The organism is Mesobacillus foraminis, assembly GCF_004340465.1.
Classification (GTDB): domain Bacteria; phylum Bacillota; class Bacilli; order Bacillales; family Cytobacillaceae; genus Mesobacillus_B; species Mesobacillus_B foraminis.
In genome coordinates this window covers 196,574-217,879 of sequence record NZ_SLVV01000005.1, presented here as the reverse complement: position 1 = coordinate 217,879, position 21,306 = coordinate 196,574, and the positions used below count along the sequence as shown (strand labels likewise).

The 21,306-nt window shown below is 44.3% G+C and carries 19 protein-coding genes; 13 read left to right on the top strand and 6 right to left on the bottom strand.

All coding sequences use genetic code 11. The annotated features are described in order from the left end of the window. Window positions 1-97 precede the first annotated feature (97 nt). From miaB to EV146_RS09920, 3 genes are all read left to right on the top strand, one after another. Window positions 98-1,642, top strand: a complete 1,545-nt coding sequence (miaB, locus tag EV146_RS09930) for a tRNA (N6-isopentenyl adenosine(37)-C2)-methylthiotransferase MiaB (protein ID WP_132005394.1) — start codon at window positions 98-100, stop codon at window positions 1,640-1,642. A gap of 1 nt (window position 1,643) precedes the next feature. Then, complete coding sequence (locus EV146_RS09925; RefSeq protein ID WP_132005391.1) at window positions 1,644-2,072, top strand: YlbF/YmcA family competence regulator; 429 nt, start codon at window positions 1,644-1,646, stop codon at window positions 2,070-2,072. 383 nt (window positions 2,073-2,455) lie between these two features. Beyond that, the gene (locus EV146_RS09920; protein ID WP_121609184.1) at window positions 2,456-3,001 is read left to right on the top strand and encodes an outer spore coat protein CotE; all 546 of its coding nucleotides are present in this window, start codon (window positions 2,456-2,458) and stop codon (window positions 2,999-3,001) included. A 239-nt stretch (window positions 3,002-3,240) separates the two neighbouring features. Here EV146_RS09920 and EV146_RS09915 read toward each other — a convergent pair whose 3' ends face one another. Beyond that, window positions 3,241-4,392 (bottom strand): ABC transporter permease, encoded by a 1,152-nt coding sequence (locus EV146_RS09915; RefSeq protein ID WP_132005387.1) that lies wholly within the window; start codon window positions 4,390-4,392, stop codon window positions 3,241-3,243. Further along, window positions 4,389-5,099, bottom strand: coding sequence for an ABC transporter ATP-binding protein (locus EV146_RS09910; protein ID WP_132005384.1), 711 nt, complete (start codon window positions 5,097-5,099; stop codon window positions 4,389-4,391). The genes EV146_RS09915 and EV146_RS09910 overlap by 4 nt, the downstream gene beginning before the upstream one ends. A gap of 188 nt (window positions 5,100-5,287) precedes the next feature. On the opposite strand from EV146_RS09910, the gene mutS reads away from it, so the two are divergent. Both mutS and mutL read left to right on the top strand, forming a co-directional pair. Continuing rightward, the gene (mutS, locus tag EV146_RS09905) at window positions 5,288-7,921 is read left to right on the top strand and encodes a DNA mismatch repair protein MutS (RefSeq protein ID WP_132005381.1); all 2,634 of its coding nucleotides are present in this window, start codon (window positions 5,288-5,290) and stop codon (window positions 7,919-7,921) included. A 31-nt stretch (window positions 7,922-7,952) separates the two neighbouring features. After that, window positions 7,953-9,959, top strand: coding sequence for a DNA mismatch repair endonuclease MutL (gene mutL / locus EV146_RS09900; protein ID WP_132005378.1), 2,007 nt, complete (start codon window positions 7,953-7,955; stop codon window positions 9,957-9,959). Window positions 9,960-10,101: 142 nt separating this feature from the next. On the opposite strand, the gene EV146_RS09895 is transcribed toward mutL, so the two are convergent. Both EV146_RS09895 and mreBH read right to left on the bottom strand, forming a co-directional pair. Then, entirely contained in the window at window positions 10,102-10,332 is a 231-nt protein-coding gene (locus EV146_RS09895) for a DUF2188 domain-containing protein (RefSeq protein WP_132005375.1), read from the bottom strand. A gap of 101 nt (window positions 10,333-10,433) precedes the next feature. Then, window positions 10,434-11,441 carry a rod-share determining protein MreBH gene (mreBH, locus tag EV146_RS09890; protein ID WP_121613718.1) on the bottom strand — a complete coding sequence of 336 codons (1,008 nt, stop codon included), beginning with the start codon at window positions 11,439-11,441 and terminating at the stop codon, window positions 10,434-10,436. 334 nt (window positions 11,442-11,775) lie between these two features. On the opposite strand from mreBH, the gene miaA reads away from it, so the two are divergent. The 8 genes from miaA to EV146_RS09850 all read left to right on the top strand — a co-directional run bounded on the left by miaA (window position 11,776) and on the right by EV146_RS09850 (window position 19,715). After that, entirely contained in the window at window positions 11,776-12,738 is a 963-nt protein-coding gene (gene miaA, locus EV146_RS09885) for a tRNA (adenosine(37)-N6)-dimethylallyltransferase MiaA (protein WP_132005371.1), read from the top strand. A gap of 21 nt (window positions 12,739-12,759) precedes the next feature. Beyond that, entirely contained in the window at window positions 12,760-12,990 is a 231-nt protein-coding gene (gene hfq, locus EV146_RS09880; RefSeq protein ID WP_121609177.1) for an RNA chaperone Hfq, read from the top strand. Between the two features lie 242 nt (window positions 12,991-13,232). Next, window positions 13,233-14,186, top strand: a complete 954-nt coding sequence (gene spoVK / locus EV146_RS09875; RefSeq protein ID WP_132005368.1) for a stage V sporulation protein K — start codon at window positions 13,233-13,235, stop codon at window positions 14,184-14,186. A gap of 220 nt (window positions 14,187-14,406) precedes the next feature. Beyond that, a complete protein-coding gene (hflX, locus tag EV146_RS09870) occupies window positions 14,407-15,666 on the top strand; it encodes a GTPase HflX (RefSeq protein ID WP_132005365.1) in 1,260 nt (419 codons plus the stop codon). 15 nt (window positions 15,667-15,681) lie between these two features. Next, window positions 15,682-16,953 carry a methionine gamma-lyase family protein gene (locus EV146_RS09865; protein ID WP_132005362.1) on the top strand — a complete coding sequence of 424 codons (1,272 nt, stop codon included), beginning with the start codon at window positions 15,682-15,684 and terminating at the stop codon, window positions 16,951-16,953. Between the two features lie 141 nt (window positions 16,954-17,094). Further along, on the top strand, window positions 17,095-17,499 hold the full coding sequence (locus tag EV146_RS09860; RefSeq protein WP_121609173.1) for a MerR family transcriptional regulator: 405 nt from the start codon (window positions 17,095-17,097) through the stop codon (window positions 17,497-17,499). Between the two features lie 33 nt (window positions 17,500-17,532). Continuing rightward, complete coding sequence (glnA, locus tag EV146_RS09855; RefSeq protein WP_132005359.1) at window positions 17,533-18,870, top strand: type I glutamate--ammonia ligase; 1,338 nt, start codon at window positions 17,533-17,535, stop codon at window positions 18,868-18,870. A 335-nt stretch (window positions 18,871-19,205) separates the two neighbouring features. Next, window positions 19,206-19,715, top strand: coding sequence for a type 1 glutamine amidotransferase domain-containing protein (locus EV146_RS09850; RefSeq protein WP_132005356.1), 510 nt, complete (start codon window positions 19,206-19,208; stop codon window positions 19,713-19,715). A gap of 328 nt (window positions 19,716-20,043) precedes the next feature. On the opposite strand, the gene EV146_RS09845 is transcribed toward EV146_RS09850, so the two are convergent. Beyond that, window positions 20,044-20,379, bottom strand: a complete 336-nt coding sequence (locus tag EV146_RS09845; RefSeq protein ID WP_121609170.1) for a DUF4257 domain-containing protein — start codon at window positions 20,377-20,379, stop codon at window positions 20,044-20,046. A 200-nt stretch (window positions 20,380-20,579) separates the two neighbouring features. Beyond that, window positions 20,580-21,203, bottom strand: a complete 624-nt coding sequence (gene lexA, locus EV146_RS09840; protein ID WP_121609169.1) for a transcriptional repressor LexA — start codon at window positions 21,201-21,203, stop codon at window positions 20,580-20,582. Window positions 21,204-21,306: the final 103 nt, after the last annotated feature.

Sequence of the window (21,306 nt, the reverse complement as noted above, 5' to 3'; positions counted from 1 at the left end):
GTTTGTAAGGCCTTTAGGGGTTATAATTAGTAATTGTATGTTTACTATTTCTAAAAATTAAAGATATGTGTTTAACGATTGAAAGGAGCAATACGGTATGAATGAAAAACAACGGCTGGAAAGTCAGCAAGTACAGACTGCAAACCCTTCGGACAAAAAATCCGCCAAGGATTACAGCAAGTACTTCGAAACTGTTTTTACACCGCCATCCTTGAAAGATGCGAAAAAGCGCGGCAAAGAAGAGGTCCAGTACCATGATGATTTCGAAATCGATGAAGAATTCCGCGGGATGGGCAATGGCCGGAAGTTCTATATCAGAACATATGGCTGCCAGATGAATGAGCATGATACAGAAGTCATGGCCGGCATTTTTATGGCCTTGGGCTATGAACCGACAGATACGGTTGAGGATGCTAATGTTATCCTGTTAAACACCTGTGCGATTCGTGAAAATGCAGAAAACAAGGTGTTCGGTGAACTTGGCCATCTTAAGCATTTAAAAAAGGACAAACCTGATCTATTGCTGGGTGTTTGCGGTTGTATGTCGCAGGAAGAATCGGTTGTAAATAAAATTCTTAAAACTTATCAGCAAGTAGATATAATCTTTGGAACTCACAATATCCATCGTTTGCCAAATATCCTGAAGGAAGCTTATATGTCCAAGGAGATGGTCATCGAAGTTTGGTCCAAAGAAGGGGATGTCATCGAGAACCTTCCGAAGGTACGCCGCGGAAACATCAAGGGCTGGGTTAACATCATGTATGGCTGCGACAAATTCTGTACGTACTGCATCGTGCCATACACACGCGGTAAGGAACGAAGCCGCCGTCCTGAAGAAATCATCCAGGAGGTTCGCCAGCTGGCTGCCCAGGGATATCAGGAAATTACTCTGCTCGGACAAAACGTAAATGCGTACGGCAAGGATTTTACTGACCAAAAGTACGGACTGGGCGATTTAATGGATGAAATCCGTAAAATTGACATTCCGAGAATCCGTTTTACTACAAGCCATCCTCGTGATTTTGATGATCATTTAATTGAAGTGCTTTCAAAAGGCGGCAATCTGATGGATCATATCCATCTTCCGGTCCAGTCCGGATCTACCGATGTACTGAAAATCATGGCACGGAAATATACACGCGAGCAATACCTTGAGCTAGTCAGAAAAATTAAGGCAGCCATCCCTAACGTGTCTTTCACGACCGATATCATTGTCGGGTATCCAAATGAAACGGAAGAGCAGTTTGAAGAAACTCTTTCTTTATACAGGGAAGTAGGCTTTGAATCAGCGTATACCTTCATTTATTCACCAAGGGAAGGCACTCCTGCAGCGAAGATGGTCGACAACGTGCCAATGGAGGTCAAAAAAGACCGCCTTCAGCGTCTGAATGCGGTTGTAAACGAGCTTTCCGCGCAAGCCTTGAAAAAATACGAAGGACAAATCGTAGAAGTATTGGTTGAGGGTGAAAGCAAGAACAATCCGGATGTTCTTTCAGGCTATACAAGCAAAAGCAAGCTTGTTAATTTCACAGGTCCTAAAACAGCAATTGGCAAAATTGTAAAAGTGAAAGTCAAGGATGCAAAAACATGGTCATTAAACGGGGAAATGATTGAAGAACAACAACCAGCAGAGGTGAAATAGGATGGCAAATTATACTAAAGATGACATTATTGCACGGGCAAAAGATCTTGCACGCATGATCGCTGAAACAGAAGAAGTTGATTTCTTCAAGCGTGCCGAAGCACAGATTCATGGAAATGAAAAGGTCAGCATGCTGATTTCTTCTATTAAAGGGCTGCAAAAACAAGCGGTGAATTTCCAGCATTACGGGAAGTCTGAGGCTCTGAAGAAAACCGAGGATAAAATTGCCAGGCTTGAGCAGGAGCTGGATGAAATTCCGGTCGTTCAGGAATTCAAGCAATCGCAGCTTGAGGTCAATGAATTGCTGCAGATCATTGCATCAACCATTTCCAATACAGTAACAGATGAAGTTATCGAATCTACTGGCGGAGATGTCCTCCGTGGGGAAACAGGTGCATCCCTGGCTAAAGGACATAGCTGCAGCCACTAGGACTGAAAGGGTTCGGAATGATCAATTCCGGACCTTTTTTTGATTGGGCAAAGTTCCCGATTAAAGTTAAGGCCATTTTCCCTGAGTCGCCGTTTTTTTTCGTTAGAAGTGGAGGGACTTGAACTCAGCAACCAGTTTTACAGATGGATAAAAAAACTGATATGCAGCCCCGAAACCATCCAATTGGCTTTATCCCAGAGTGCATGGAATTTTTTTTATAGAAAATATAAACCAAAATGCGCCCTCCGGAACCTTTCATCCTTATGGGCATATCATGTTGTATGCCTTTGAATTACCTAGGGATTGGGCGAAAAAATCATCGCACACTAGTCTACTGTCCCGCATAGGATGAATTGAAAATGATTGAGGAGGGTTCGCTCGCAATGGGAGATTACAGAGAGATTATTACGAAAGCCGTCGTAGCGAAAGGACGGAAGTTTACTCAGTCCAATCATACGATCAACCCAGGGCATCAACCGAGCAGTATTCTTGGCTGCTGGGTAATAAACCACAAATATAAAGCTAAAAAGTCAGGAAAAACAGTTGAAGTCACTGGTTCTTATGACATCAACACATGGCACTCCTTTGATGATAATACAAGAACTGAAGTTGTTACCGAGAAAGTAACCTATTCAGATGTCATCAAATTAAAGTATCGCGACCCGGATGCATTGGATGATCAGGAAGTAATGGTCCAGGTTCTTCAGCAGCCTAACTGCATCGAAGCAGTGATTTCTCCGAACGGCAACAAAATTATTGTTCATGTTGAGAGAGAATTCATGACAGAGGTAATTGGCGAAACAAAAGTGTGCGTTGCCGTCAACCCTGATGGATGCGATTGTGATGATGAAGAGTGGGGCTTAGAAGTCGATGACGAAGAGTTCGAGGAACTAAATCCTGACTTCCTGTTTGGAAGCGAAGAGGAATAACAGAGAACTAGGAAGGTAGTGCTTCCTAGTTTTTTTTAATTTAAGGCTTTGCCTCTAAATGCAGTTATTTTAGCACAGACGGAAGACTCCAGAGGGGAAGAGGATTGAAGGGCCCTCCTCTGGCGCATCAAGATTCAAAATAGCTCCGGGCGCTGGTCAAAATGCCTGGAGCAGAGTTTGCCACTAGTATAAAGAGCTTTCTCTAATAAGGCCAGGTATAAGCGTCCTCACCCGGCCTCCTAGCTGAACAACAGCAGCCTGAAGCAAAAAGGAACCAAAGCCATTGAAATGCCAGAAAACAATAAATATCGAATCGCTTTTCTTTTGGCAAGAAGAAAATCATGGTCTTCTCGAAACCTTTTGGTTAAAGGGTGCGAAAAAGTCACCTTTTCCCAAATCATGGACAGCCAGGAATGCAGCATGATGATAAAACCGGCTAAAACAGCTCCTTTTAACCAGTAGGGGGGAACGAACATCAGGGCAGCCGCAGTGACGGACACCAGCTGGAGAAAGCTGGACCAATGCTGGGAATTCCTTAAAAATATTTTAAGAAAAAGCTCTAGAAACCCGTTTTCAGGGGTCCTGTCTTTATAGAGCCGTTTAGACTTTTTGAACAGAAATGGCCGGGACCGGGAAGTAACAGGTATTTTTTCAACCTCCGGAGAAAAGGTGAAAATGAAATGGATGTATTTGTTCCTTTCTCTCTTTTCAAGGAGCTGTTCCTCTTCAAACCTTGCTATCTTTGACAGCAGCGGAATGTGAAGGATAAAAGAAATTCCCGAAAACAGGATTCCCGCCAAAATGATGACTGGGTACATTTTGGCTTCCCATGCGAGGAAAACAAGCTGGATCATCCAGCTGCCAGCAATAAAAGAAAAGAAGCAGGCCAGTCCTCTTGCCAGTTTGCCGTTGATTGAACCCAGCCTGTATTTATTTGCCATGATCAGCCATTTTAGAAGAGAGAACGTGATGAAGAAGGCTAATATTTGATCATAGGCAAGATGATAGGTGTAACGGAAAAAGGGCATCAGCAGGATGGAAAGCAGTCCGATTCCCGAGCTTTGCAGCACAAGGGAGTATATATAGCCTGCCTTTTTTAGTCCAATGAACAAAGCAGGATGCTTAATCAGAAACACCTTGTCAGCTTCCAGTATAAAAGTGCGATAGTTTCCCATCCAGGCTGCGAAATAGCCAGAATAGAAAAGAATGAGTAATGGCAAATCTTCAATCCACCCGGGCTGCTCCAGCCACCATGAACGGTAGATGAAGCTAAAGATGACCAGTCCGGGGAGAAGAAGGTAAACGATGATGGTCCAGTCGAAAATGGAACGCAGCACGCCATATTGGAATTTCACTTCCTGAGACCACCGGTGAAAAAACAAACTACTCATGTTCCAGCCCCTTCCGCTATCATATGAAAACAATCATATAAAGAGCCATTAGGCAGCTTGCATTGCTCGCGAATTTCTTCTAATGTTCCCTGTGCGGCCATTTCCCCTTTATTCACCATCACAAAACGATCACATACTTTTTGTGCTGTATCCAGCACGTGGGTGGACATCAGGATGCCCGCTCCCCTCTCCCGCTCCTTTTCAATGGAGGCTAAAAAGAGCTTCATGGCATTGGGGTCCAGTCCGATAAATGGTTCATCGATTATGTAAATGGAAGGTTTTACAATAAGCGAAAGAATCAGCATCGCATTTTTCTGCATCCCCTTGGAGTATGTGCTTGGGAGCTGGTGGGCGTATTCTGAAAGCTTATAAACTTCTAAAAGCATCCCTGCATGGTTTTTATATTCTTTGTCATTTAAACCTTCAACAGCTGCAACAAAATCTAGATGCTCCCAAAGGGTCAGTTCATCATAGAAAATTGGACGCTCCGGGACATAGGAATAGGTGCTGCCTTTCTTGAACGTGATACTCCCTTCCATGAATGACATCAATCCCAGTATTGATTTGATTGTCGTACTTTTCCCAGCTCCGTTCGGTCCGATCAGTCCAATAAGCTCGCCGGGCTGAATGGAGAAGTCAATATTTCTTATGGCCGGTTTATTTTCTTCATATCCAGCGTTAGAGATAGCAGTTGTCAGCAGTTTCATCTGTTGCCCTCCTTTTGGATATATACGAATATGGAAGACATTGGTTACAAAAATCAGGAATCTATTTTATCAATTTTTGGCAGACTTGTGCTCCTTGTAAATCGATCTTTGTCTCAAAATGAATAAAAAAATTATGTTATAATAGATTTTTAGATGGAAGTCGAAACACATGATTCTGGAGGATTTATATGGCAGCTTATACGCCTATGATAAAACAATACCTGCAAATTAAGGCAGACTACCAAGATGCCTTTTTATTTTTTCGTCTCGGAGATTTTTATGAGATGTTTTTTGAGGATGCGATCAAAGCATCACAAGAGCTGGAAATCACATTGACGGGCAAGGCCGGGGGCGGAGAAGAGCGCATACCGATGTGCGGCGTCCCTTATCATTCAGCCCCGGGCTATATTGAACAATTAATTCAAAAAGGGTACAAGGTAGCCATATGTGAACAGACCGAAGATCCCAAAGCAGCAAAAGGAGTCGTCAAACGGGAAGTCGTCCAGCTGATTACGCCTGGCACTGTAATGGAAGGCCGCGGACTGAATGAAAAAGAAAATAACTTCATTGCAACGATCTCTGTATTTGAAGATGGTACGTATGGATTTGCCTGCAGTGACCTTTCAACCGGGGAAAGCCGGCTGACGATGCTGGCTGGCAGCTTTGACGAGGTTCTGAACGAACTCTCTCTTTCAGGTTCGAAGGAGGTTGTACTGGATTCTTCCACAACAGAAGAGATTCGCAAAAGATTGGCTGAACGATCCGTCATCGCCATCTCCCTTGAAGATCATACGGAAATAAAGGCGGAGCACCAATCACTTATAGCAGGGGTTGCAGGAGAAAAAGAGCGCATTACGGCAGCAAGACTATTTAATTATCTGCACCGGACACAAAAACGCAGTCTAGATCATCTGCAGCCAGTTTCGATTTATGAAACCCAGCAATATATGAAAATTGATTATTTTTCAAAGCGCAATCTGGAGCTGACGGAGACAATTCGGTCTACGGCCAAAAAAGGATCGCTCCTATGGCTCCTCGATGAAACAAAAACCGCAATGGGTGGCCGGCTGCTCAAGCAATGGATCAACCGCCCATTGATTAAAGTGAGAGAAATCGAACGCCGGCAGGCAATCGTTGAGCTGTTTATGGAGCGTTTCTTTGAACGTCATGAAATCAGAGAACAGCTAAAGGAAGTATATGATCTTGAAAGGCTGGCTGGCCGGGTTGCTTTCGGTAACGTCAATGCGCGGGATCTTGTGCAGCTGAAAAGGTCCCTTCTGCAGGTTCCGGTCTTAAGGCAGACGCTGGAATCCCTGGGAAGCAACGAGACCGATGAGCTTGCTGAACGCCTCGACCCGTGTGAGGAAATGACCGGTTTGCTTGAACAGGCACTGGTTGAGAATCCGCCGGTTTCCGTTAAGGAAGGGAATATCATCCGTGATGGGTATGATGAGAAGCTGGACCAATACCGGGACGCAAGCCGGAACGGCAAAACCTGGATTGCGAGCCTTGAACGCCAGGAACGGGAAAAGACAGGAATCAAGTCTTTAAAAATCGGATACAACCGGATTTTTGGCTATTATATCGAAGTGACAAGAGCCAATCTTCATCTTCTGAAGGAAGGCCAGTACGAACGGAAGCAGACGCTGTCAAATGCTGAGAGGTTCATCACTCCGGAATTAAAAGAGAAAGAAGATCTAATTCTTGAGGCCGAGGAAAAGATCGTTGAACTTGAATATGATATTTTTGTAAATATAAGAGAAACGGTAAAAGAATATATTCCGAGACTTCAGGCACTGGCCAAGGCGGTAAGCGAGCTTGACGTTTTGGCAAGCTTTGCGGAATTGAGCGAGCAGCGCCGGTACGTTAAGCCTGTCTTTTCAACTGAACGCAAAATCATCCTGAAGGAAGGCAGGCATCCTGTCGTCGAAAAGGTTATGGCTGCACAGGAGTACGTACCGAACGACTGCTATATGGACCGCGAACGGGAGCTGCTGCTCATAACAGGTCCGAATATGTCGGGTAAAAGCACCTATATGAGGCAAATTGCCCTGACAGCCGTGATGGCTCAGGTGGGCTGCTTTGTTCCAGCTTCGGAAGCCATTCTTCCAATCTTTGATCAGGTATTTACAAGGATTGGTGCAGCTGACGATTTGATTTCCGGACAGAGCACCTTCATGGTTGAAATGCTGGAAGCCAACAATGCAATTGCCAATGCTACGGAAAACAGCTTGATTTTATTCGATGAAATTGGCCGTGGAACGTCCACCTATGATGGCATGGCTCTTGCACAGGCGATTATTGAATATATTCATAATCGGATTGGCGCAAAGACCCTTTTCTCGACCCATTACCATGAGTTGACGTCCCTTGATATGGAATTGGATAAGCTGAAAAATATTCATGTTTCTGCAGTTGAACAAAATGGAAAAGTGGTGTTCCTTCATAAAATCAAGGAGGGAGCAGCCGATAAAAGCTACGGAATTCATGTCGCTCAATTAGCTGATCTCCCTCTTGAATTGATTGAACGGGCGGCCGAAATCCTGCAGACCCTGGAAAAGAAAGAGGATTCTCCTCATACAGCTGAACCTGTCCGGAAGGAAGAGGGGGCAGAGGCAAGCCTGACTATCAGGGAAAAAGCAGCTGAGACTGCCTTGGCGCAGCTGTCTTTCTTTGATGAAGTGCCAGTCGCAAAGCCTGCGGCTGCGAGCAAAAAGGAAAAGCGTGTACTCGATAAACTCAATGAGCTAGATATTCTGGATATGACGCCGCTTCAGGCGATGAATGTCCTATATGAACTGCAACGGAAACTCCGAAGCTAAGAATGTACGAAAACAAGGGGTGAAATAACGGATGGGGAAAATAAAACAGCTTGACGATGCATTGTCCAATAAAATTGCAGCAGGTGAGGTCGTTGAACGTCCGGCATCCGTTGTGAAAGAGCTGGTGGAAAATTCGATTGATGCTGGCAGTACGGTAATCGAAATTGACCTTGAAGAAGCGGGGATGACCAAAATCCGCATCACGGACAATGGAGACGGAATTGAAGAAGAGGATGTTTTAGTAGCTTTTCAGCGCCATGCCACAAGCAAAATAAAAGACGAAAACGACCTGTTCCGGATCCGGACGCTTGGATTCCGCGGAGAGGCCTTGCCGAGTATTGCTTCGGTCTCAAGGCTGGAATTGAAGACCTCCACGGGCATGGACGCAGGGACCAGGGTGAGTATTGAAGGAGGCAAGGTTATCACTGTTGAGAAAGCAGACAGCAGGAAGGGAACAGACATTACTGTAATGGATCTGTTTTTCAATACACCGGCACGCCTGAAATATTTAAAGACCATCCATACTGAGCTTGGAAATATTACGGATGTAGTCAACCGCCTTGCCCTTTCACATCCGGATGTTTCATTCCGCCTTGTTCATAATGGCAGGAGGCTTCTGCAGACAACGGGAAATGGAGACGTCCGCCAGGTTCTTGCCGCTATATACGGCATGAATATGATTAAAAGCATGGTTCCGATCGCGGGGGAGTCACTCGATTATAAAATTAACGGATGGGTCACGCTGCCTGAAATAACCCGTGCCTCGAGGAATTATATCTCAACCATGATTAACGGGCGCTTCATCAAGAATTATCCGCTTGTGAAGGCCATCCAGGAAGGCTACCACACCCTGCTTCCAATCGGAAGATATCCCATTGTGCTTCTCGATATCCAAATGGATCCGCTGCTGGTTGATGTCAATGTTCATCCTTCTAAAATGGAAGTGCGTCTAAGCAAGGAGCAGGAATTGAATCAGCTTGTAAGTGAATCCATTAAAAGTGTTTTCAAAACAAAGGTGTTAATTCCGGCAGGCTTTACGACCGCCAAACCAGCAAAGGCAAAAACAGAACAAACCTTTTTTGAGCTCGATCATTTACCGGAAGCGGCTCCTCAGCCAAAACCCGGATATGAAGAGAACTGGGAGGAAACTAAAAGCGGTGAAACGGGACAAGGCCGGGTATCCGAAAGTGAACCAGTTATTCGAAATGAATATGTTCCTCAAACACCAGCTGATCTTGTCAAAGAGTTATCTGCGTTCGGGGCTCCATCGGGAACTGGCGCAGAACATCTCCAGACAGCGGTAGATGTTCGCAGCGGCGGATATGTAAGATCCGAGGATGATAATGAGATCGATTTTACAGAAGAATATTCACAGGATGGCGATCATAGTCACAGGGAGAGTGAAGCTCAAGGTGAGCGGACGCCTTCCTATATTCCGAAAGCCGACACCTCTTCACGAGTGCCGCCTCTTTATCCGATTGGGCAGATGCACGGGACCTACATCCTTGCACAAAACGATAAAGGCTTGTACATCATTGACCAGCATGCAGCACAGGAGAGAATAAAGTATGAATACTTCCGGGAAAAGGTTGGCCAGGTGGAAAGCGAGCTGCAGGACATGCTAGTCCCGCTGACCTTTGAATATTCAGCGGATGAGTGTATCCGGATCAATGAATACCTTTCCGAGCTTGAAAAAGTGGGTGTTTTCCTGGAGCCATTTGGGCATAACAGCTTTATTGTCCGTTCCCATCCCCAATGGCTGCCGCAGGGTGAGGAAAAAGAAACAATCGAAGAAATGATTGAACAGCTGCTTTCCATGAAGAAGGTGGACATTAAAAAGCTGAGGGAAGAAGCGGCCATCCTGATGAGCTGTAAAGGATCCATCAAGGCGAACCGGCATCTTCGGAATGATGAAATTCAATCCCTGCTGGACGAACTGAGAAGGTCCTCCGATCCATTTACCTGTCCGCACGGCCGTCCCATCATCGTCCATTACTCTACCTATGAGATGGAGAAGATGTTTAAACGGGTCATGTAGTCGAAAACAGGATACGTAATAGACTTCGAATGGCCGAGTCATTCATATAGAAGCACCCTTAATCGGGTGCTTTTATTATTATAGTTTTCAATTAAGTTGATAACAAAGGTGCTTTACATTCCATATCGCACTCTTTAAAATGTTATCCTTTCGGGGGATGTGGATCGTTCCCATAACTGTTAGCCTGTTTTATCTGTCCGTTTTTATTATGAATCCGGTGCTCTGTATGGTCCTTTATTGCCTCCTGTCTGCCTCTCTCAACCGCCTCATCTTTAATACTGTGATGGCTAATGGTTTCTCCGCCTTGCTTGTTGTCCCAGCCTCCATTTTTATTTGGAACGGTATGGACTGGCCGCTCTTTATTTGCAGACATAATTCCCCTCCTTTAACAGCATGCTTTATGTCACTTATCCCCTTTTTAAGAGGATAAAAAACGCACCTTGCAGAGCATGCAGGTGCGTTCTCAGTAATAGCTTATTTTGCGACTGGCTGGAGTTTATGGATATATTTTAAGGCCTGTCCAGTCCCGATTGCCACTGATTCCAGCGGGTTTGGTGCGAGGTGGACTGGTACCACGATTACATTGCTTAGCCAATCCTGCATTCCGTTCAGTAATGCTCCGCCGCCGGAAAGGATGACGCCGCGGTCAACAATATCGCCGCTCAGTTCTGCCGGGCAGTCTTCCAGAGTCTTTCTGATTGTTTCCAAGATTTGAAGCAATGATTCTTTCATGCAATCTCTGACTTCGTATGAATTAAGGGTGATTGTGCTTGGCAGCCCTGTAACCAGGTCTCGTCCGCGAACTTCCATTTCCATTTTTTCATGATCAATCAAAGCATAGCCAATCTCCATCTTGATCTTTTCCGCAGTGCGTTCACCGATCAGGACATTATAGGCTTTCCGGACATATTGAATGATATGTTCATCAAGTCGGTCACCGCCGATGCGGATGGAATGGCAGGCGACAACTCCTCCATAGGAAATGATCGCAACTTCTGTTGTACCTCCGCCGATGTCGACGACGACGTTTGCGACAGGCTCATCGACCGGCATACCGGCACCGATGGCCGCAGCGACAGGCTCCTCGATGATATGGACCTTTTTGGCTCCGGCATTCCTTACTGCTTCATGGATGGCACGGCGTTCTGCACTCGTTGCGCCAGAGGGCGTGCAAACCACTACATTTGGCTTGCGAATGGAAAAGCCGCCTTTTTTGGCTGCCTTCTTCATGACTTGCTTTAGCATATCTGTTGTAATATCGAAGTCGGCAATCACGCCATCCTTCAAAGGCCGAATCGCGATAATTTTCTCGGGAGTTTTTCCGATCATTTCTTTTGCATCTGTTCCTACAGCCACGACATTTTTTGTTTCGGTGTCAATGGCCACGACAGATGGCTCATTCAAAGCAATTCCTTTATTCTTACTGTAGACTAATGTATTAGCAGTACCTAAATCGATTCCAATTTCAGTTTGTGATAACATCGTATTCACCCAATTCTCCTAAAATAAGTAATGACTACATATACTTCTATAAAAATTAACACGTTTAAGGGGGTAAAATGTCGTTTGTTATCGAATCGTTACCCAATTGTAAAAACGGTGGAAAATTATATCAAAATCCGGCAGAAGATTGGAATTTATCTAGGGAATAAGGAATAGACGGAGGGAAAGCAGGGAATAATAATTTGATGTTCAACTGCTTTTAAAGGTATGATACGTTACAAGAGGTATAATTAGATTATAAGGTGGAACAGCCGGTGCCGGTTGATGACAAGCCGGGTGCTGAGCGGACAATGATAAAGGCAGTGTGAAAAGTTTGGAACGAAAAGAGAAATTACTGGTGCTGATTGGTCCGACTGCGGTAGGGAAGACGAAGTTAAGCATTGAGCTTGCCAAACAGTTTAATGGAGAAATTATCAGCGGAGATTCGATGCAGATCTATAAAGGAATGGATATTGGCACGGCAAAAGTGACGCCTGAGGAAATGGAAGGAATTCCTCATCATTTAATTGATATTAAATTTCCAGAGGAGCCTTTTTCTGCCGCTGAATTCCAGGAGCTGGTCCGGATGAAAATCACGGAAATCTCCAAGCGGGGAAAATTGCCTATGATTGTGGGCGGCACGGGATTGTACATTCAATCTGTTATCTATGACTATCAATTTACTGAGGCGGCTTCTGACAGTGAATTTCGGAAAGCGCTGGAAGAAACAGCTGCAGAGGGTGGAAGTGAAAAACTCCATGCCCAGCTTAGGAAGGTTGACCCTGAAAGTGCTGAAAGGATTCATCCCAATAACGTCCGGCGTGTGATTAGGGCGCTTGAAGTCTACCACTGCACCGGGAAAACCATGACAGAATACCAGCTGGAACAGGTGCCTGAGCTATTATATGATACATGCATCATTGGTTTGACAATGGAAAGGGCCCTTTTATATGATCGGATCAATCATCGTGTCGATCTTATGATGGAACAGGGATTGCTGGAGGAAGTGGCGTCATTGCACCAAAAAGGGATCAGAAACTGCCAATCCATCCAAGCTATCGGCTATAAAGAGCTGTATGATTATCTTGACGGCAAGGTGGATCTAGATGTAGCAGTAGAGAACCTGAAACAGAATTCCAGGCGTTATGCGAAAAGGCAGCTGACCTGGTTTAGGAACAAAATGAATGTGGAATGGTTTGAAATGATGCCGGAAAAGAAAGTTTATGAAAAAAAATTCGCTGAAATTTCCAGTTTTATTGAAGGAAAGCTCAACATAAAGGCGAATAGTAATACTTAGAGATAAAAAGGAGGACTTGCAATGAAACAAATTAACATTCAAGATCAATATTTAAATCAGCTGCGTAAAGATGGTACCAATGTGACTGTCTTTTTATTAAATGGCTTCCAGCTCCGCGGCCAAATCAAGGGCTTTGATAATTTTACCGTGCTTTTTGAATCGGAAGGAAAGCAGCAGCTTGTCTATAAACATGCTATTTCTACTTTCGCTCCTCAAAAGAATGTCCAAATTGACCTTGACCCTCAACAATAATATATATGTTATGAGAAGTCCGCTTTAAAAGCGGGCTTTTTGTATGCCCTCATTCGTCTCAAAGCTAAAATCCTTTTAATGAATTTCACGCTGATGGAATACATATAGTTAAAGAAGTTATTTACGGCAAGCTGTATAAGGCTGCCGAAGCAGAAAGACCACTGAAGGTTTAAAAGAATAGGCATTTATCACTATAATAGCTTCTTCGCGTATACTGTTTTCGAGAATAGAGGTGAGAAGTCTTGGACCAGCCAATCAGGATGAAAAATAATGGGCAGATCAGCATTGTGCTAAATGCGCAGAAGCGGAAAGCAGAAACGAAGGAACTGCCCGACTTGCCGATGGGCATCAAAACGGTCCCCGCAGAGCATGCAGCTTTAAAGGACATTGAAGAGGAACTGGGAACACTTGTCGGCATGGAAGAAATGAAACGAATGATAAAAGAAATATATGCCTGGATATATGTCAATAAAAAGCGGGAAGAAATGGGCCTGAAAGCAGGCCGCCAAGCTTTGCACATGATGTTCAAAGGGAATCCCGGGACAGGAAAGACCACGGTTGCAAGACTGATCGGCAAATTATTTCAAAGAATGAATGTTCTATCTAAAGGCCATCTTATTGAAGCGGAAAGAGCCGATTTAGTCGGAGAGTATATTGGTCATACCGCCCAGAAGACCCGGGACCTGATTAAGAAGGCTATGGGGGGCATCCTATTTATTGACGAGGCGTATTCATTAGGAAGAGGCGGGGAAAAGGATTTCGGGAAAGAGGCAATTGATACCCTCGTTAAGCATATGGAGGATAAGCAGCATGAGTTCATTCTCATCCTGGCAGGATATTCCCGTGAAATGGAGTATTTCCTTTCTTTAAACCCCGGCCTTCATTCAAGATTCCCTCTTGTGGTGGATTTTCCCGACTACTCAATAGATCAGCTGATGGATATTGGAAAGCGGATGCTGGATGAAAAAGAGTATCATCTTAGCCATGAGGCAGAAAGGAAGCTTCGGGAGCACCTGGCTGCTGTTAAATCAAGCTCGGGATATACAAGCTTTTCAAATGGACGATATGTCCGGAATATCATTGAAAAATCAATCCGTGCACAAGCGATGAGGCTGCTGATGCAAAACCAGTTTGACAGGCATGAGCTCATGACCCTTCGAAGCAACGACCTGATGCTGAATGAGCAGGTAAAATAGATTCCTGAATGACAGATAAAGTTGAAAACAATAAAGATAAAACAAAGCATGAATTCTGAAAGTGGATTCATGTTTTTTATTCGGGCAGAAGGGGAAATTAGTATAGATTTGGTTAACGTGCTGAAGGAATCCTTATTTAGAATTGGAACCTGATATTATTTTGGTTCATGGATATTATTTGGTATGATGGGGTGAGAACCATCAGAAGGGAGGCATTTGCTTGGAACAGAAAACAGTTTCTGAAAAAGCTATTCTCGTAGGGTGTCAAACCATCTTATATGATGATTTGCGATTCCAGTATTCAATGGAAGAATTGGCTTCGCTGACTGAAACAGCCCAGGGCGAAGTATTGATTTCTGTTGTTCAAAAAAGGGACAGAATCCACCCTTCCACCTATATCGGAAAAGGGAAAGTGGAGGAGCTAAAAGCGCTTGTCGACGAAATGGAAGCCGACATTGTGATTTTTAACGATGAGCTATCCCCAAGCCAGATCAGAAATCTCTCCAGGGACCTGGATGTGAGGGTAATAGACAGGACTCAATTGATCTTAGATATCTTTGCCCGCAGAGCAAGATCTAAGGAAGGGAAGCTGCAGGTTGAGCTGGCCCAGCTCCAATATTTGCTCCCTCGCCTTATGGGGCAGGGGACGGCTTTGTCACGTCTTGGTGCCGGAATTGGAACAAGAGGGCCGGGAGAAACGAAGCTGGAATCGGACCGCCGCCATATTCGCCGCCGCATTGATGACATTAAGGGACAGCTGGACGTTATTGTCCAGCACAGGGACCGCTACCGTGAACGCCGCAAAAAAAACAAGGCTTACCAGATTGCGCTGGTCGGCTATACGAATGCGGGAAAGTCGACTATTTTTAACAGACTGACTGAAGCCGATTCTTATGAAGAAAATCAATTGTTTGCGACCCTTGATCCGATGACCAGAAAAGTCATCCTGCCAAGCGGATTTACAGTGCTTTTGACCGATACAGTCGGATTTATCCAGGACTTGCCGACCGCCCTGATTGCCGCTTTCCGTTCGACACTAGAGGAAGTGAAGGAAGCGGATTTAATCCTGCATGTGGTGGATATGTCCAATCAGGACTATTTCTCCCATGAAAAGACGGTCAACAAATTGCTGGAGGACATGGGTGTTGAGCAAATACCCCAGATCACCGTCTATAATAAACGGGATGCCGCCCACCCGGACTTTGTCCCGACAGCAAAAACCGAAACAGCTTTTATCAGTGCCTTTGAAGAAGAGGACAGGGCTGTCCTGAAGCTCAAGATGGAACAGTCCATCATTGAAATGATGGAGCCTTTCCATGTTCTGGTTCCATCGGGTGAAGGAAAACTGCTTTCCCAGCTGAAAAATGAAACGATCCTGAGGGAGCTTTCCTTTGATGAAGAAAAGCAGGGATATATATGCAGGGGATACGCATTAAACGATCACCAGGTCTCTGGGCAACTTAAGAAATACAGAATTTAGAATGGAGCAATCAGCATGTTTACGCAATTACAGTCCGGCGAGAAATTGGAACCTCTGGTAAAAGTGGCAGAGGAACAAATCGCCGGTATACATAAAATGATCGATCAGCGCATTGATGTGAATCAATTCAGAGTTCTGAAGAGCTTTCAAAAGCACCGGGTAAGTGATTCGCACTTTATACCGACAACAGGATATGGGTACGATGATGCTGGAAGGGATACCCTCGAAAAAATCTACGCGGATGTATTTGGGGGAGAAGCCGGATTAGTGAGACCGCAAATTATTTCAGGGACCCATGCGATTTCTATTGCCCTCTTTGGAGTCCTGAGGCCCGGAGATGAACTTTTATATATGACTGGTAAGCCCTATGATACCCTTGAGGAAATTGTGGGAATCAGGGGGACAGGCAATGGATCCCTTAAGGAATTCGGGATTAGCTATCAATCCGTTTCCTTAACAGCAGAAGGCCATATTGACTGGGAAGCTGTTAGAAACGCAATTAAGCCAAATACAAAAATGATCGGGATTCAGCGATCAAAAGGCTATGCTACAAGGCCATCCTTTACCGTCTCGGAAATCAAGGAAATGGTCGCTTTTGTGAAGGAGATAAAGCCTGATGTTGTTGTCTTTGTGGACAATTGCTATGGAGAGTTTGTAGAAGAGCAGGAGCCGTGCCATGCAGGCGCTGACCTGATGGCTGGTTCCCTGATCAAGAACCCCGGCGGCGGAATAGCGAAAACTGGAGGATATATCGTTGGCAGGGAAGACCTGGTTGAAGCCTGTTCCTATCGGATGACATCACCGGGAATTGGTGCCGAAGCAGGTGCCTCCCTCTATTCGCTTCAAGAAATGTATCAAGGTTTCTTCATGGCCCCTCATATAGTGGGACAGGCTTTGAAAGGTGCTGTGTTTACGGCGGCCATGCTCGAACGGCTGGGAATGAATTCGCAGCCTAAATGGGATGCGGACAGGACAGATCTTATACAGTCTGTTCAATTTGATGACCGGGAGAAGATGGTAGCATTCTGCCAGGCGATCCAATTTGCATCGCCGATCAACTCACATGTCACTCCTTATCCCAGCTATATGCCAGGCTACGAAGATGATGTCATCATGGCAGCGGGCACTTTTATTCAGGGGGCAAGTATGGAGCTTACCGCTGATGGGCCGACAAGGCCTCCGTATGTAGCCTATGTCCAGGGTGGGCTGACATATTCCCATGTGAAAATGGCTGTATGCATCGCAATTGATCATTTAATTCAGAAAGGTTTAATTGAGCTAAATTAGGCAATCAACCTATAAGGATACCAAAAAATAGCCTGTGCAAATTTTAAAAAAGTTTTATGTAAGAAAATCTAACATTTAATTGACATGTAAGATAACATTACATATAATAAAATTATCAACAGGGGAGAGGAGGAGAACTCAATGGCCGGAAGTGAAATACGTCGGAACATGCCGCTTTTTTCAATCGGGATTGTAATGCAGCTGACAGATCTGTCCGCCAGGCAAATCCGTTATTATGAAGAGCATGGCTTGATTTCTCCGGCAAGAACTGAAGGCAAAAAACGTCTCTTTTCCTTAAATGACATTGACAAACTACTTGAAATTAAAGACATGATTGATCAAGGCGTCAATCTCGCGGGCATTAAACAAATCTATAACGTGAAGAAACAACAGGCGGCCATGACCGCGGATGAGAAAAAGCAGGCGGAAAAAATGCAAAATGAGCTGTCAGATGCAGAATTGCGCAAGCTGCTCCGAAAAGAGCTGCTCCGTGCGGGACGGTTCAACAGAAATTCCCAGCAGGGGGATCTGACAAGATTCCATTAAAAAAATACTCATTAATACAGGGGGAAGAAGAGCATGGCAAAGTATACAAGAGAAGACATTATTCGTTTATCAAAAGAAGAAAATGTAAAATTCATTCGTTTGCAGTTCACTGATATTCTTGGAACAATCAAAAACGTTGAAATTCCAATCAGCCAGCTAGAAAAAGCGTTAGACAACAAAATGATGTTCGACGGTTCTTCCATCGAAGGTTTTGTTCGTATCGAGGAATCTGATATGTACCTAATTCCCGATTTAAATACATGGGTGGTCTTCCCGTGGACAGCTGAAAAAGGGAAAGTGGCACGCCTGATCTGCGATATCTCCAATCCAGATGGCACTCCATTCCTTGGAGATCCACGCTCAAACCTTCGCCGCATCCTTAAAGAGATGGAAGACATGGGCTTTACAAACTTCAATGTTGGTCCTGAACCAGAATTCTTCCTGTTCAAGCTGGATCAAAAAGGCGAACCAACTCTTGAGCTGAATGACAATGGCGGATATTTTGACCTGGCTCCAACAGACCTTGGCGAAAACTGCCGTCGTGATATCGTTCTTGAACTTGAAGAAATGGGCTTTGAGATTGAAGCGTCCCACCATGAAGTGGCACCGGGCCAGCATGAAATTGATTTTAAATATGCAGATGCCTTAACAGCTTGCGACCAGATCCAAACCTTCAAGCTGGTTGTTAAAACCATTGCACGCAAGCATGGTCTTCATGCTACATTCATGCCAAAACCATTGTTCGGAGTTAACGGTTCTGGTATGCACTGCAACCTTTCATTATTCAAGAACTCTGAAAATGCATTCTATGATACTTCCAATGGCGAATTGGAATTAAGCGAAACAGCTTATCAGTTCATCGCCGGAATCATTAAAAATGCTTCTGCATTCACAGCAGTTACAAACCCGACAGTAAACTCCTACAAGCGTCTTGTACCTGGGTATGAAGCACCTTGTTATGTTGCTTGGTCTGCTAGAAACCGTTCACCATTGATCCGTATTCCTGCATCCCGCGGATTGAGCACACGTGTAGAAGTCCGCAGTGTAGACCCTGCTGCCAACCCATACCTGGCAATGGCTGTGCTTCTGCAAGCAGGACTTGATGGAATCAAGAACAAGCTTACACCTCCAGCGCCAATCGACAGAAACATCTATGTCATGGACAAAGAAGAGCGCGAAGAAGCAGGAATCACTGATCTGCCTGCAACTCTTGCATCTGCCCTTGACCAATTAAAAGCAAACGAAGTTATTTCCGCTGCACTTGGTGAGCATATTCTGGAGCACTTTGTTGAAGCAAAAGAAATTGAGTGGGATATGTTCCGTACACAAGTACATCCATGGGAAAGAGAACAATACATGAGCATGTATTAATTAGTAGGACCCTTGACACTTTCAGGTGTTAAGGGTCTTTTTATTTCTATCTTTTCAATAGCATAATTGTATTTATAATCGTGTGATCATGCATATGTACGTACAAGATACAATTGTTCTAAAACTAAGGGTTATATATAGGGGAATTTATGTGAAACTTAAATTCTTGACAGTTAAGGCTGCATTCTTTTAATCTGGATGTACGTACAATTAGAAAGTCATACTGGATTTTTGGCCGTTCTTAACAAAAGGGGACCTGGTCTGTGACTTTCTGAGAAAAGAATTACATACTTTATCTGGTACGAAAATCTTTTTTTTATTTGGAGGGGATTGTTTTGGCAAAGGTAGCGTTTTTGCTGGCAGGGGGATTTGAGGATTCCGAAATGGTAAATCCTTATGAAGCCATTAAAGAAGCCGGGCATGAGGCAGTGATTGTCGGTTTGGAAAAAGGAATTGACTGTCCTGGAAAACAGGGAACTGTCTCCTATACTGCTGATATAGGTGCATCGGAAGCCAATGCTTCGGAGTTCGACGGAGTTGTCATTCCAGGCGGTGGAGCTCCAGAAGCATTGCGTGTAAATGAGGACGTTGTCCGTTTTGTAAAAGAATTAAATGATCAAGGCAAACTCATTTCGGGTATATGCCACGGGCCGCAAGTGATGATTAGTGCGGATGTATTAAAAGGGAAGGAAGCGACAAGCTATATCGGAATCCGGGACGATGTAAAATTAGCAGGGGCAATCTACAAAGACGAAGAAGTAGTTGTAGGCGATAATATCGTTACATCACGGACTCCTGTGGATGAGCCTGCTTTTATTCGGGAAATACTAGCAAAGCTTTCCTGATGCCTTGCCATTGAATAGGCAAGTTCCTGGTCATTTAAAAGATTAAAAGTCTTTTATTTTCGCAGCTCATCTATATAGCTGGGATACCCTATAGTCATAAAGAAAACCTCGATACGGATATCGAGGTTTTTTGTTTTGGTGCGGATTCCCGGGAATTTCCTGCAAAATCTTCCTTGATTTTTAATTGCCTTTCGGTCAATTCTTAACGGGAATAAAGAATGGGCGATAGCTGGGATCATAATAAGGGAGAGGGTGCGTAAGGTAGAGGCAAAGAAAAATCAAGCATTGAGAAGCTGTTTGAAATGATGGAAGCAATCTTCTGTTTAGATTAAGGCTGTGTACTTTTATTCGTTTTTTCTTCGGGAAGAGGGTCCTGGCAAGAATTTTTCTGTTCTTCACGGATAAATTCAACACCTCTCAGCAAGGCGTCACCTCCAAATCCGGCAATGATGGAGACAAAAATCACCCTTAGAGTAGAATCTGTCCCTGAAGTAACAACCAGAAGCAGGGAAGCGATAGAACCTGTGATAACCTCTTCAAGGAAGCCCAGGTAAATAAATTTTTTTGTCTTTCGGGGTTTTATAATCTTTCCCCGTTTTCGTACATGTGCTGCCAACCCGACGAACCCACCAATAATGATAGCGAAAAGAATGTCCTTTAACATTTTTCCTCACACTCCTAAAGTCGAAAATTTTTGTAAAGCGACCTTAGGTAGATCATGGTGTAATTCTATTATAATAGGAAAGGAAAGGAATGAAAATGTGCTATTTTACCGAATTTTCAATATATTGTAAATAGTACTAAACTATCATAAAAATAGTGAAATTAGAAAAGCAAGCGCCAAGACGCTTGCTTTTCTAGTCCTTAATGCATATGGCGGTATACTCCAATGACTTTTCCAAGGATGGATACGTTTCGTAGAATAATAGGATCCATGGTTGGATTCTCCGGCTGCAGCCTGATGAAATCCTTCTCTTTAAAGAATCTTTTAACTGTTGCTTCGTCCTCTTCCGTCATGGCTACTACAATTTCACCGTTATTGGCAGTCTGCTGCTGTTTCACGATCACATAATCGCCATCAAGGATGCCAGCTTCAATCATACTGTCTCCCATAACCTCAAGCATAAATACCTGCTCGTCAGAAGGAACGAGCCTGTCCGGCAGCGGGAAGTACTCTTCTACGTTTTCAATGGCAGTAATAGGCTGTCCGGCCGTTACCTTACCGACAACAGGGACATTCACAACGTTATATTTGGGTATATGTGTTTCTGCTTCTAATTCAAGAATTTCAATTGCCCGCGGTTTCGTCGGATCACGCCTGATCAGTCCTTTGCTTTCAAGCCGGGCAAGGTGGCCATGTACCGTGGAGCTCGAAGCCAGGCCAACCGCTTCCCCAATTTCGCGCACGGAAGGCGGATACCCTTTTTTCTTGACTTCGTGTTTTATAAATTCAAGGATGTCTTGCTGCCTTTTCGATAATTTTGCCATATTCACGCACCTCATCTTAGAATCTTACTGATATTATAACACGTATGTTCGCATGGTACAAACATAAGTTCGAATATTTGTTGACACAAAACAAATGTTCGAT

Bases quoted from the DNA above. Each gene is read 5' to 3' on its own strand.
- miaB (WP_132005394.1), top strand. From the start codon at position 98: ATGAATGAAAAACAACGGCTGGAAAGTCAGCAAGTACAGACTGCAAAC.
- EV146_RS09925 (WP_132005391.1), top strand. From the start codon at position 1,644: ATGGCAAATTATACTAAAGATGACATTATTGCACGGGCAAAAGATCTT.
- EV146_RS09920 (WP_121609184.1), top strand. From the start codon at position 2,456: ATGGGAGATTACAGAGAGATTATTACGAAAGCCGTCGTAGCGAAAGGA.
- EV146_RS09915 (WP_132005387.1), bottom strand. From the start codon at position 4,392: ATGAGTAGTTTGTTTTTTCACCGGTGGTCTCAGGAAGTGAAATTCCAA.
- EV146_RS09910 (WP_132005384.1), bottom strand. From the start codon at position 5,099: ATGAAACTGCTGACAACTGCTATCTCTAACGCTGGATATGAAGAAAAT.
- mutS (WP_132005381.1), top strand. From the start codon at position 5,288: ATGGCAGCTTATACGCCTATGATAAAACAATACCTGCAAATTAAGGCA.
- mutL (WP_132005378.1), top strand. From the start codon at position 7,953: ATGGGGAAAATAAAACAGCTTGACGATGCATTGTCCAATAAAATTGCA.
- EV146_RS09895 (WP_132005375.1), bottom strand. From the start codon at position 10,332: ATGTCTGCAAATAAAGAGCGGCCAGTCCATACCGTTCCAAATAAAAAT.
- mreBH (WP_121613718.1), bottom strand. From the start codon at position 11,441: ATGTTATCACAAACTGAAATTGGAATCGATTTAGGTACTGCTAATACA.
- hfq (WP_121609177.1), top strand. From the start codon at position 12,760: ATGAAACAAATTAACATTCAAGATCAATATTTAAATCAGCTGCGTAAA.
- EV146_RS09865 (WP_132005362.1), top strand. From the start codon at position 15,682: ATGTTTACGCAATTACAGTCCGGCGAGAAATTGGAACCTCTGGTAAAA.
- EV146_RS09860 (WP_121609173.1), top strand. From the start codon at position 17,095: ATGGCCGGAAGTGAAATACGTCGGAACATGCCGCTTTTTTCAATCGGG.
- glnA (WP_132005359.1), top strand. From the start codon at position 17,533: ATGGCAAAGTATACAAGAGAAGACATTATTCGTTTATCAAAAGAAGAA.
- EV146_RS09845 (WP_121609170.1), bottom strand. From the start codon at position 20,379: ATGTTAAAGGACATTCTTTTCGCTATCATTATTGGTGGGTTCGTCGGG.
- lexA (WP_121609169.1), bottom strand. From the start codon at position 21,203: ATGGCAAAATTATCGAAAAGGCAGCAAGACATCCTTGAATTTATAAAA.